This is a genomic window from Paenibacillus sp. FSL P2-0121, from assembly GCF_037975345.1.
In the GTDB taxonomy this organism is placed as follows: Bacteria; Bacillota; Bacilli; order Paenibacillales; family Paenibacillaceae; genus Paenibacillus_AQ; species Paenibacillus_AQ odorifer.
The window spans coordinates 3,474,663-3,487,325 of the sequence record NZ_CP150245.1 but is presented as its reverse complement, the minus strand read 5'-3'; the positions used below and the strand labels follow the sequence as shown (position 1 = coordinate 3,487,325).

Below are 12,663 nucleotides of genomic sequence, written 5' to 3'. Positions count from 1 at the left end.
GCCGAGGAATGGAGTCCTATTAATCGTAATAAAGCTTTGCTATTATTTAATAACTACATATTCCAAGTTCACAAGTTTTGCGTAAGCAATAATTTGGTCTGTTGTAAGAGTTAATGAAACAACGGTGTGGTGACCGCCACCATTTTCGATCCAAGCTTTAACTCCGTCTTGGAAGTTTGGTTTAACATTCCAAAGCACACGAGCTACTGGAAGGTTTGGAGCTGGAACAGTTGGTTCAAAAGCAGTCACTTCATTGATCAAAAGTTTGTAATGCGTACCGAAGTCAGCCATGGAAACCACTACACCGTCTCCTGCTTTGCCGTCAAATACTAAACGGGCTGGATCGTCTTTACCACCAATACCTAGTGGAGACACGATGATTTTTGGTTTGTTGCTTGCCAAAGTTGGATCTACTTCAAGCATATGGGATTGAAGAATAGATTCTTGTCCAACTGTCAATTCATAAGTGTAATCTTCCATAAAGCCAGTCGATTGGTTATGGCTCATCACTTTAAGCAAGCGGTCTAGAGCTGCAGTCTTCCAGTCTCCTTCTCCAGCAAAACCATATCCTTGTGCCATCAAACGTTGAACAGCAAGTCCTGGAAGTTGTTTCATTCCATGTAAATCTTCGAAGTTTGAGGTGAAGGCATTGTAGCCACCTTGATCAAGGAAACGTTTGATAGCAATTTCATAGCTTGCTTGAACTCTTACGCTAGCTTCCCAAGCTTCTTTGCTGTTAGTGCCATAGTCGAATTCATACAGCTCTGCATATTCAGCAAACAAACCATCGATTTCCTCTTCTTTAACTTCATTAATGACTTGAACCAGGTCACCAATACCAAAGTAGTCAACCGTCCAGCCAAATTGAATTTGGGCTTCAACTTTATCTCCTTCAGTTACACCAACGTTACGCATGTTGTCACCAAAACGAGCAACTTTGATATTGAAGCTTTCGTTATAAGCAACGGCTACGTCCATCCATTCTGCAATTTGCTTTTGAACTTCAGGGCGTTCCCAATAGCCTACAACCACTTTGTTTTGTTTGTTCAAACGGGCGTTAATAAAACCATATTCACGGTCACCATGAGCTGCTTGGTTCAAGTTCATGAAGTCCATATCAATTGTTGCCCATGGAATACTTTCATTATATTGCGTAGCTAGATGAAGCAAAGGTTTTTGCAGCATTTTTGTTCCGCGGATCCACATTTTTGCAGGTGAGAAAGTATGCATCCAAGTGATGACACCGGCAACTTCGTCACGGTAGTTAACTTCTTTCATAATGTTGGTGATTTTATCTGCGCTGACAGCCAAATCCTGCAATACTAGTGGGTAAGGCAAAACTCCGCTTTTATTCAAAGCATCTGTCATCGTTTGTGCGTGCGCTTTAACTTCAGCCAATGCTTCTTCCCCATAAAGATGTTGCGAACCTACGACAAACCAAAATTCTTTTGCTACTGCTGTTGACATATTCATCCTCTTTTCATCATTTTGTAGTTTGATTATTTTTGACCGTAATAAGCGTCTTTCCCATGTTTGCGCAAGTAATGTTTATCTAGAATACGTTGTGGCAATTCTTCCGCAAAATGGTTCAACTCTCTAGCAAATAAATTCATTTTCGATACTTCATCCAACACTACGCTGTTCATTACAGCGGATTTTGCATTTTTCCCCCAAGTAAAGGGTCCGTGGCCTTTAAGCAAAACACCGGGAACCGCCATAATATCTATCCCGCGTTGTTCAAAGGTTTCGATGATTACATTACCTGTTTCCGCTTCGTAACCCCGATCGATTTCCTCTTGCGTCAAGAAACGCGCACAAGGAATGGAGCCATAGAATGTATCAGCGTGCGTAGTTCCCATTACAGGAACGTCAAGTCCTGCTTGTGCCCAGATAGTCGCCCAAGTGGAATGTGTATGCACGATTCCGCCAATTTCGGAGTAATGTTTATAAAGTACTGCGTGAGTAGGGGTATCGGAGGAAGGTCTCATCTCCCCTTCAACCACATTGCCATCCAGATCAACAACTACCATATCGCTGGCTTTCATTGTTTCATAATCTACACCACTAGGTTTGATTACGAATAATCCACTTTCGCGATCAATTGCACTCACATTTCCCCATGTATACTTGATTAGTCCATGTTTCGGCAATTCCAGATTGGCTTGAAAAACCTCTTCTTTAAGTTGTTCTAACATCTTGGTCCCTCCATTTTCAGACTAAATTATCAACAGCGGATTGCTCAATTGCCAGACCTTTTTTATAACGTTCGATAAAGGTTTCAAAGCCTTTAATGTCGGTTGCATCGGGATGAATTTCTTCTCCCTTTACATCTTTGAACACTTTTTGATCGAGGAAGTCTTCCAAGCTTTCTTCCTGATTTTTGTTCATCATGTAGGAGGCAAGAATAGCCATTCCCCATGCGCCGCCTTCTCCAGCTGTCGACATTACGGAAACAGGAACATTCAGTGAAGCTGCCATCATTCTTTGGCCAACAACCGGAGTCTTAAATATACCGCCGTGTCCTAAAATACTATCTATGGCTACATTCTCTTCTTTCGTCAAAATGTCCATTCCAATTTTCAAAGCACCAAAGGCGCTGAACAAATGTGTACGCATAAAGTTAGCCAGATTAAATTTGCTCTCAGGCGAACGTACAAATAACGGACGACCTTCTTCTAACCCCGTAATGTTCTCACCCGAGAAATAACCGTAACTGAGCAATCCACCGGCATCTGGGTCTGCTTCCAAAGCTTTATTCAGCAGTACGCTGTACAATTTGTCAGCTTCGACCTTTTGCCCCATCGCTTCATAGAATTCACGGAATAATCCGAGCCAGGCATTAAGGTCACTTGAACAGTTATTAGCATGAACCATACCTACTGGACTTCCGTCTGGCGTAGTCACCATATCGATTTCCGGATAAACCTTGGAAAGCTCTTTTTCCAATACGATCATGGCAAAAACAGAGGTTCCTACGGAGACATTCCCGGTACGTTTTCTTACACTATTGGTAGCAACCATACCGGTTCCTGCATCCCCTTCTGGAGGACTAAGCGGAATCCCAGCTTGTAATTGCAATGATGGATCCAGAATTTTGGCTCCTGCTTCGGTTAATAGACCCGCTTGCTCACCGGCAACACACACCTTAGGAAGAAGGTTGCTGGTCTTCAGCGAATAACCTTTGCCAGCAATAAGCTCATCAAACTGTTGTATCATAGATTCATTATAATTTCCTATGGATTCATCAATCGGGAACATACCTGAAGCATCTCCAACACCAAGTGCTTTGTTGCCGGTCAATAACCAATGAATGTATCCTGCTAACGTTGTAACAAACCGAATCTGCGGCACATGTTCTTCTTTGTTTAAGATCGCCTGATAAAGATGAGCAATACTCCAACGTTCAGGAATATTGAATTTAAATACATCTGTCAGTTCTTTGGCTGCCTTACCCGTTGTTGCATTACGCCAAGTCCGGAACGGAACGAGCAATTGATCCTGGTCGTCAAAAGCCATATATCCATGCATCATTGCAGAAAACCCGATTGAACCAACGGTTTGGAGGGTGATTCCGTAATTTTGTTGAACTTCTTGCTTCATCTCACGATAAGCATCTTGTAGACCTTTGATAATATCTTCTAGGCTGTACGTCCAAAAGCCGTCTTTCAACTGATTTTCCCATTCATAACTTCCAGAAGCGATCGTTTGAAAACTATGATCAATAAGTACTGCTTTAATACGCGTGGATCCAAATTCAATCCCTAGCGAAGTTTCTCCCTTATTGATTGCTTCTTCGATGCTTAATCGATTCGATATCACGTTGGTCACCTCTCTGACAGCGCTTTTTTAATATAAAAGAATTCGCTTTCTTAATTGACAGCTTTAGTATAAATTTTTGTACGTACATTTGTCAATAAAATAGTTATATATACATACAAATATGGAGAAGATAATAATTTAACTCCGGACTTAGTTTGTTTATGATGATCTAAAGGTACGAAATATTTACATTTTTTCATAAAAAAAGAGCCCCTTTATATTTAATTCGTAGTCATGCTATAATTTGTACATACAACTTAACGAAATTTACGAATTATAAAGCGAACAAGTATGGAAAGAGGAATTACATGAAACCAAAGTATCAAGTGATTATAGAGGATATAAAAAGCAAGATCCTTTCAGGAGATTACAATGTAGGCGAACAAATTCCTACGGAGTCTGCCTTGCAGTCCTTGTACGAGGTTAGCAGACAGACTGTTAGAAAAGCCATTTTAGAGCTATCCAACGAAGGATTCCTCCGCAGCGAAAAAGGTTCTGGCACGTATGTCAGCAACCAATATCGCACAAAGACCGGCGGGAGTTCCCATAAGAAGACGATCGGTGTAATTACGACCTATATCTCTGACTACATCTTCCCTTCTATTATCCGGGGGATTGAAAGCCGAATGAATGAGGATAACTATTCACTACTATTGGCTAGTACCAATAACGATGTTGCGCAAGAAAAAAAAGCTCTCGAAATGATGTTGTCCTACGGCGTAGATGGTTTAATTATTGAACCTACGAAAAGTAATCTGTATAATCCCAATATTGCGTATTATCTGTCGTTTAAGGAGCAAGATATTCCACTCATTATGATTAATGCTTTTTATGAGGAAATAGAGCTCCCCTTCCTTTGTCTTGACGATGTGCAGTCCAGTTATCTGGCAACGAAAGAATTGATCTCCAAAGGCCACTCTCAAATTGGACTTATCGCAAAAATGGATGATTTACAAGGCAAATATCGAATGAAGGGTTATATCAAAGCTCTCGAAGAAGCTAAATTGCGGTTTTATCCAGAGCAAATATTTTCGTTCAACACCGAGACCAAACAAACCTTAGCTACGAACTTGAAGGATTTCCTAAATAAAAATAGAGATACCCTCTCTGCGATTGTCTGCTACAACGACGAGGTTGGTCTGGAAGTGGTCAATGCTTGCAGACAGCTAGGCATTTCTATACCAGAGGAATTATCAATTATTGGCCAGGACAACTCCTATATTGCCCAAAATGCAAACATCAAACTGACCACTTTAACACATCCCCAAGAAACTATGGGCCGTGATGCAGCGGATTGGGTCATTAAAAAATTACAAGGAAAAAAGGATCTTCCCAACAATACTTATTATCAACCTGTGTTAATTGAAGGAGAAACAGTAGTCGAGAGATAGAATAAATTCTGAGGGATTTTGCGTTTCTCTTCATATGTAAATGTAATAACCCACCAGTCGTGACTGGTGGGTTATTTGCAACTGTCATCTCCGTATTCTTTAAAGGTTCGATTCGTGTTTTGAAGTCAACAGTACAGAAGAAGCAAACTGTTTCACAAGCTTGCCGGGATTGATCCCGTATTTCTCCCGAAACACCTCTGAGAAGTGACTTGAGTTGGAATAACCTACAGCACAGGATGTCTCATTAACGTTCAAATTACCTTGCTGCAATAGGTGTAGAGCCTTCTCCAACCTTATATCCCGCAAATAGCCAAATACAGTTGTTCCGAACATTTCTTTAAAGCCTGATTTTAATTTGTTATCATTCATTCCAATCAATCGGGAGAGCTCCAACAGGCTTGGCGGATCTATCATCCGTTGCAACATGATGTCCCGGGCTTCACTAATTTTTGTCATGTCGCTTTTCGATAGCTTTGTTGTCCCAGAAGTACCCTCTGTTAGAATCGATTGAAAGCCCAACGACAAAAGCTCTAATGTACTACATTCGATCTCCAGATTTTTGGTGCTGCGGTTTTGAAGAGCTGCCAGCATTCGCTCAAGCACGATAGCAGTAGACGGCTGCATCGTTTCCTGGAATACACGAAAAGACGCTTGGCCAAGAATGCGGTCAAAATCAGCGGATCTCCCACCCCCGCCTTCTTCCATGAAGTGATGAAAAGTCGAAACAGGAATACCTATGCCTAACATAAGATAAGATTCATTCCCCTGAAACTCAAATTGAGAGCCAACTTCATTCATGAGTTGTAGCGTACAGCTTCCCGGAACAAACTCATACTGGACACCATCTACAGAGACTTCTCTTTTCCCTTGTAAACAATAATTAAGTTCAACCATTGCTGTTTTGGTTACCAAAGGCATGCTGTAATCCTGGCGAAAGGTAAAATCGGATACCACCACATTGATATCAAAGCGTGGGACGAATCGACGAACGAACCCTTCTCCCCTTTGCGAATGTAGTGCCATGTGCTCTGTACGATCTCTATTCTGCCGCGGCAGCTCAAGCCCATCGAAAAAAAGATTGAAATTGTGATGATAATCTATTCCAGTCATTGCTACCGCTCTCCGTTCAAGTTTTATAATATTGAGAATAATTCTCATTATTATAAAGGATCCTCTCTTTTTTGACCCGCTTGAATATGGTGTTATCTGGATACGCCATCTAGGAAACACTAACATTTCTTTTACTTAATTTCTTAAATACCGAGTATTCCTTATTGGACTCTATAAAACTTAATATCTTTGCGGCACATTCTATTGAATTCATCTCTTCCGTATTTACTTCGAGGTCATATTCATCAAAGCAATATACTTTGCTAAACTGTGAAGCTGCTAGTCCAATCTTTCTATCTCTTCTTGTTTGCTCTCTTCTTATGAGTTCTTCTTTCGAGCATATTACACCTATAAATAACGTAGGCTGATCGAAAAATTGATCAAGAAACACATTAAACCTCTTATCATTGTCGATTACGGTATCTACTATTACATTAAAACCCATTTCTATTAACAATTTAATTGTCGAGCGGTACACTGAGAATATGGAATCATCTAATATTTGGGAAACGACTTGATGATCTATTTCTCTTGGAGGTTCATCTGGAAATTTATTATTAATAAAATCATTGTAATTATTAAAAAAATCATCAATTGATAAATGATAAAAAGGAATCTCTTTCTGTTTTATCAGTTCAGTCGATATGGAGGTCTTTCCGGAACTTGAAGTTCCATTTAGAAAAACTAATATCCCTTGCTTCAATTTAATCATCCCTTCAAATAATAATCATTGCAACTCAGAGAATATTCGAGAAAAAATTAAATTATCCTTTACTGTTTGATATGTTCCTTGATTTGTTCGGCTATTTGCTCCAACAATGCTTCTTTTCCTAAAGCAAAGAAAGCCTCATTATAATTTTGTCTGCTTGTTATACGATATATATTATTCGATTTTACAGCTTTCAGATTGCTCCAGACCTTGCTTTGGTCAAGAACATTCTGGTCATTATCGGATAATAAAATGATATGGTCTGGATTAAAGGTGGACAGTGCTTCTAGACTTGTCACTTTCCCTCCCCATGGATCTGGCTCCGGTGTACCTGGCGCGATGGGTAATCCTAGATCATTAAAAATCATATCCGCAATACCTGTGCGGGAATAGATGCGTATTTCTTTCTCTGTAGCTTCGATTACCGCAAACGTCTCTTCCTTGGTTATCTCAGTGATTTGATCATGTAGTAGTAGAGCACGTTGATCATAGACCTTCAACCACGTTTCCATTTCCGCTTTCTTATCAAGTACCTCCGCAACAAATGCAAATCGCTCTCTAAAAGCGTTAAAGCCATAAGGCACCCTCACTGTTGGAGCAATCATATTTAGTTGATCATAGATTTTTTCTTGGGTAGGTCCTGCCAGTATCAAATCAGGGCTTGCTGCAATGATCGCTTCTAAGTTGACTTCCGTCTGAAACCATCCAGCGGGAGTTACATCAGGCAGTTCTTTTTTGAGAATAGGAGTGATTTCTAATGAATTAGCCATATCCGTATTCCCAGTAATAACAGGGTTATATCCAAGCACCAGAAGTTCTTCCGTTGAGCCGGATACATCGGCAATTCTAACCGGATTCACCGGTATTACAACATCTCCTTTAGCATCCTTGAGGGTACGTGTTTCGGTCGAATTAGTAGCGACGGGTTCTGAATTTACCGCAGGTTGAGAATTTTCTACCTTAGCCTCCTGACCTGAATTCCCACACCCGTACAGCATCACCATCATGATTAAGGCGATTCCGACAAAAGAGATTCGTTTTAAACTGAACATTTTTTCCAACCCTCTCCAATCTATTGATAATCATTCTCACTTCTAGCAAGTCCGATCATACACTCTGCTAATAGGATAGAACTACCGGCAGAGGGATTGAATAACGGTTTGGCGGATATTTATTTAATTTTTATCGTTTTTTAATTACTTCTGAAGGATTAATTCCATACTGCTTCCGAAAAACTTCGGCAAAATGACTAAAGTTGTTGTAACCTACCATCGTCGCCGTTTGGCTGACACTAATTTCCCCGGTACTTATGATTTCCCATGCTTTTTCTAAACGTTTGTTCCGTAAATATGCAAATACAGTTGTTCCGTACTCTTCCTTAAATCCAACTTTTAATTTGTATTCGTTAATGCCTGCCAGCTTGGACAATTCGATTAGCGAAGGTGGGTTTGCCATGTGGTCAAGGATGATATCCCTGGATTTCCGAATGTTTTCTCGGTCACTACGTGATAAATGCAAACTCCGTTTAGTATGTTTCTGCTCAAAAAGAAATGCGTCAAAATATACAGATAGGAGTTCTAATGCCTTCCCCTCTACGTACAACCGGCGCATGGAGGTATGATATGGACAGTCTCTCAATTGCACCAATAATCGGGTGGTTTCTGGAAGAATAGGCATACGGAACATTCGAAAAGCACGTGAATCTAACAGCCCGGATAAGCTGCGAGCATGTGAAGAGCCTTGATCCGCCATCCATGAATCGAATAGTGTAACCGGTACACCTATGGACAATAAACGGATAGGTTCAGCACTGCGATAGTGAAATTCCGCTTGGAAATCCTGCATGAACTGCAATGAACAACTATCGGGCATTAACTCATGGCTGGTATCTGTTACATGAACTTCCCCGCTTCCCTGCAGACAAAAGCTTAACTCAATCATCGCCGCTTCGGATTGAACCCGAACTAGGCGATCATCAGCAAAACGGTAATCACTATCAACAATTTCGATCCCGGAGGGTGTGATCACTCTATCGACGTATCCTTGGGTACTGGATTGTGCAAAATGTTTCCTCTCTGTAGTGCCCCTCATAGACGGAGCCTCAAACAAAGCATCGAAATACCCGTTATAGATGTTATGAATAGATGAACTTGTCATTCTGTTATACACTCAGCAGGTAAGCTGCACTCCGTAATCCCAATATTATGTTTTATCATGAGCAGATCACCTTTTCTCTTCTATTAAATGATAACGTTTATCATTTAGATCATTATATGCGAGATATTGGATAACCTGCAATGTACAGTTTTTAAGGATCTCTTATCTCCGCCTTCTCAGTAAAGCGGTAGCACTTCTTGTGTCAGCCCTGAAAAGAGGTCGCTGGTTTGATCAAAAAAGGTATCAGGCAAATAATAATAAGCATCACCCATAGACACCACCTTTAATTCGGGAATGATATACATGGCGATATAAGTCCCGTCTTTGAGGTTGAACTGTAATTGATATGATTTTCCTTGGGATTGCGCCGCTGCAAGAGCTTCATATTCCTTAATGCTTAGCTCTGTTTTTTTTGCGCTGTACAAACCTTCGATAATGGACTCAACAATAGGATGATCAGTGATAGTCTTTTGCACGTCATTCCCCACATGATTCAGAATATAGATATCTTTTGCATGCTCCTTCAGATTAGCCAGATCTAGATACTCCTTCGCGCTCATTGCAGAATCGTCTACCTTCGCCACAATTTCAGCTAGATAATAATATTGCTCATCCTTAACTGCAATACGAAAATGGGATGGGTATGTTGGGATTTCATACAGCTTTCCACCCATAGCGAACGTAGCGGCATAATCTTTTTCCGCATTCTTATCCCCGTCATTCTTTCCGGGCTCTTGGTTGAGATCAAACTCTAATGCACCAAGCGATTTGTCAGGCTCCATACCTGTGAACTTAAACTGAGCGCCATCTGCTACGAATGCATAACGGTATCCATTGTAATTCAGAATTTTGCGAACCCCTGTGGGAGACGAGACTGGTGTCTGCTGTGATATTTGTGGTGAATTAGGCAACGGAGTCTGCGGAAATTTATAAACGGCCACACCTAACACCAATGCAGCACAAGCTGCGAGTGAGCCCCACTTTACATAAGCTTTTTTATTAGTGCGTCTCGCGGAGTTGGCTTTTTCTATCAGATTTTCGTCTATGTAACCGATTGTTTTGAAGAGCTCTTTATTATTCAAAGGAAATAACCCTCTTTCTGAAGATATATTTGGAGTTTTTTGCGTGTTCTGAAAAGAATTGATTTGGTTTTACTTTCACTGATTGAGAAGCGTGCGGCAATATCGGCCAAAGAATCAGAATACCAGTAACGCCTCAAAAAAACATTCCGCTGATCTTCCTTAATGTTGTGTAGAAATTTGCTTATAGATTCGGCTATTTGTGCTTCCTCGTATTGGGTTTCAACGTTGTCTGAAGAGGATAAACAATCGTTTAATTCATTAAGAATCGTATCGAATTTTTTATTCCGTTTTTTAGCCATGTAATAATCGTATTTGTTCAAAGCAATATTTCGTGTGATTCTCCCCAGAAAAGAGGACAGCTTTGCAGGAGACTTCGGCGGTATTGCTTCCCATGCACCAAGAAAGGTATCGTTAACACATTCTTCCGAATCTTCAGCATTAGACAAAATGTTATGAGCGATCCGAGTACAATAATTTCTATATTTTTTCGATGTTTCTTCTACTGCCCTTTCATTACGTGCAAAATACAATTGTATGATTTCACTATCTTCCACTCCATCACTTCCGTTCGATTTGATTAAGCATTCACTTATAAAGTAGGAAAAGAAGTGTTTAGGTTGCATAAAAATTTAATTTTCTATAAGCTTCGGCATTCAACGCTGATAATATGACATAAAAATACAAATAACCCCTCATCCTAAGGGATAAGGGGAAGTTATGATATCATCTAATTATTAATTAATTCTACTTCCTTCATTGGAGCCTTTGTCTTACGGAGCATCATCCAGATCCCCCCCAGACAAAATAAAACACTACATCCCATGCCAAACAACGCGCTGGCGTTTAATGCCTGAGGTGAGCCTTTCATTGTAAGCACAGCCATTTGAGTGACAACAATGGAGACTAAGGCATCAGTAAAGCTAATCATTTTTAATGTTGATATAATGGGATTTTTGAGATGACGGTTAACAATATTTCCATGAATGGCAAAACCAAGTTTTGTAAAAGCGATCAGTGCTACCAGATATACAATGTAACCTTCATAAACCAAAGCGTCTCCGACTAGATAAATCCGCAGGCAGACCAACAGATATGAAACCCCTAGAAGACAAAGAAAAACACCGCCACGCTTATAAACATAAAGCTCCATGGAATACCTTTGCTGTGCTGAACTGACTTTTTTAGCTAATGTATATTTATGAAGCACCTGTCCTTTGGCTATACAAAGGATCAGATAATAAAGTGCATTTGTGATGAACCATCCGGACAATAGATATAACCCAAGAATTAACTTGCCTATACCAATAAAAGCATCGATGACTAAGGAAGCAGCGTTGAACATGGCGGTTCGATCTTGCGGATTTCCGAAGTACCGAACTAAGATTGCCTTAATATATATCATCCTTTCAAGAAAACCTTCATATCTCATTTTATGTTTCTAAGGGGACAATAGTATCATACTTGACTCAACCCAGCAATAAAGCAATTAAAGTTCTGATTTATGATATATTAGAAAAGGTTGTGCAAATTCGGCAAGAGGAAATAGCAACAGCAATTGTTAATGGAGGCAGGTCGTATATGTATAGAAAATTAACAGCAGCAGAGTTAGATTTTATATTAAGCTCGATTAATAAGGAACAGCATTTTTTATATTATTCATACCTTACTTTTCGCAGACAAAACACAGTGCATTACGGTCAGTATTCTGACCAGGGCGAGTTGCTTGGAGTATTAGCCTTTTTAAGTGGCCTTCCGTTTAATGCTTTTTCTGTATATCCAGTTCAGCAATCCTTTTGTCTCAGCTCAATGTTGGCGTTCATGAAAGATGAATTACATCTACATAACCATGCGGTAGGTAGCTTTATTATTAACGAACAAGAGCTGCAGGTCTTTGCTTCTCAGCTTGAGTTCTACAGCCCTCCCAAAAAATTGCTTCTTATGAAACATATTCATGAAGATGTTCTACCAACAGCGGACAAGCATGTTATGCACTTAGGACCTGCTCATTTCCAGCGAATTGAAGCAAAGATGAACGAGCTGCAAACCATGGCTTTTTCAAAAGAAGAATTACAGAATCCGTTCTATGGTGTGATGGCACAAGACGAGCTGATTGCTGTAGGAGGATACCATATATATAGTGAGGATTACGTTGAACTAGGAAATATCGGAACAGATGTGGCCTGGAGAAGAAATGGTTATGGTAAAAAAGTCTGTGCAGAGCTAACACGCCAAGGACATGCCATTTCAGCTAACGTATATTTGAATGTTTTTGAGGAGAATGTAGGAGCCATTTCTCTATATCAATCGCTGGGATATGAACTCATTTGCCAACAATACATCGTTGAATTTATGATTTAAATTAAAAACGTACTGCAGCTAATGCAGTACGTTTTTT

The 12,663-nt window shown here is 40.1% G+C and carries 12 protein-coding genes; 2 read left to right on the top strand and 10 right to left on the bottom strand.

Annotated elements, in window-relative coordinates; all coding sequences use genetic code 11:
* Positions 1-42: 42 nt before the first annotated feature.
* Genes araA through MKY54_RS15490 form a run of 3 tightly spaced genes read right to left on the bottom strand, consistent with a single transcriptional unit; the run spans position 43 to position 3,819 of the window.
* The gene (gene araA, locus MKY54_RS15500) at positions 43-1,467 is read right to left on the bottom strand and encodes an L-arabinose isomerase (protein WP_038571054.1); all 1,425 of its coding nucleotides are present in this window, start codon (positions 1,465-1,467) and stop codon (positions 43-45) included.
* 32 nt (positions 1,468-1,499) lie between these two features.
* The gene (locus MKY54_RS15495) at positions 1,500-2,195 is read right to left on the bottom strand and encodes an L-ribulose-5-phosphate 4-epimerase (protein WP_036677359.1); all 696 of its coding nucleotides are present in this window, start codon (positions 2,193-2,195) and stop codon (positions 1,500-1,502) included.
* A gap of 16 nt (positions 2,196-2,211) precedes the next feature.
* The gene (locus MKY54_RS15490) at positions 2,212-3,819 is read right to left on the bottom strand and encodes an FGGY-family carbohydrate kinase (protein WP_339191091.1); all 1,608 of its coding nucleotides are present in this window, start codon (positions 3,817-3,819) and stop codon (positions 2,212-2,214) included.
* Between the two features lie 308 nt (positions 3,820-4,127).
* Between MKY54_RS15490 and MKY54_RS15485 the strand changes: the two genes are divergently transcribed.
* Positions 4,128-5,210 (top strand): GntR family transcriptional regulator, encoded by a 1,083-nt coding sequence (locus tag MKY54_RS15485; RefSeq protein WP_312148512.1) that lies wholly within the window; start codon positions 4,128-4,130, stop codon positions 5,208-5,210.
* A gap of 99 nt (positions 5,211-5,309) precedes the next feature.
* Here the strand turns inward: MKY54_RS15485 and MKY54_RS15480 are convergent, their stop codons facing one another.
* From MKY54_RS15480 to MKY54_RS15450, 7 genes are all read right to left on the bottom strand, one after another.
* Positions 5,310-6,320: an AraC family transcriptional regulator gene (locus MKY54_RS15480; protein WP_076280633.1), complete on the bottom strand. Its 1,011-nt coding sequence runs from the start codon at positions 6,318-6,320 to the stop codon at positions 5,310-5,312.
* Between the two features lie 109 nt (positions 6,321-6,429).
* Positions 6,430-7,023 (bottom strand): AAA family ATPase, encoded by a 594-nt coding sequence (locus MKY54_RS15475; RefSeq protein ID WP_339191200.1) that lies wholly within the window; start codon positions 7,021-7,023, stop codon positions 6,430-6,432.
* A gap of 68 nt (positions 7,024-7,091) precedes the next feature.
* Positions 7,092-8,081 carry an ABC transporter substrate-binding protein gene (locus MKY54_RS15470; RefSeq protein ID WP_339191085.1) on the bottom strand — a complete coding sequence of 330 codons (990 nt, stop codon included), beginning with the start codon at positions 8,079-8,081 and terminating at the stop codon, positions 7,092-7,094.
* Positions 8,082-8,211: 130 nt separating this feature from the next.
* Positions 8,212-9,186, bottom strand: coding sequence for an AraC family transcriptional regulator (locus MKY54_RS15465; RefSeq protein ID WP_339191082.1), 975 nt, complete (start codon positions 9,184-9,186; stop codon positions 8,212-8,214).
* A 176-nt stretch (positions 9,187-9,362) separates the two neighbouring features.
* Positions 9,363-10,268, bottom strand: a complete 906-nt coding sequence (locus tag MKY54_RS15460; RefSeq protein ID WP_248548270.1) for a hypothetical protein — start codon at positions 10,266-10,268, stop codon at positions 9,363-9,365.
* Positions 10,265-10,822 carry a sigma-70 family RNA polymerase sigma factor gene (locus tag MKY54_RS15455; RefSeq protein ID WP_076125863.1) on the bottom strand — a complete coding sequence of 186 codons (558 nt, stop codon included), beginning with the start codon at positions 10,820-10,822 and terminating at the stop codon, positions 10,265-10,267. The genes MKY54_RS15460 and MKY54_RS15455 overlap by 4 nt, the downstream gene beginning before the upstream one ends.
* A 173-nt stretch (positions 10,823-10,995) precedes the next feature.
* Complete coding sequence (locus MKY54_RS15450) at positions 10,996-11,697, bottom strand: hypothetical protein (RefSeq protein ID WP_076280635.1); 702 nt, start codon at positions 11,695-11,697, stop codon at positions 10,996-10,998.
* Between the two features lie 149 nt (positions 11,698-11,846).
* Here MKY54_RS15450 and MKY54_RS15445 point away from each other — a divergent pair, with 149 nt between their 5' ends.
* Positions 11,847-12,626, top strand: coding sequence for a GNAT family N-acetyltransferase (locus tag MKY54_RS15445; RefSeq protein WP_076303799.1), 780 nt, complete (start codon positions 11,847-11,849; stop codon positions 12,624-12,626).
* Positions 12,627-12,663 lie beyond the last annotated feature (37 nt).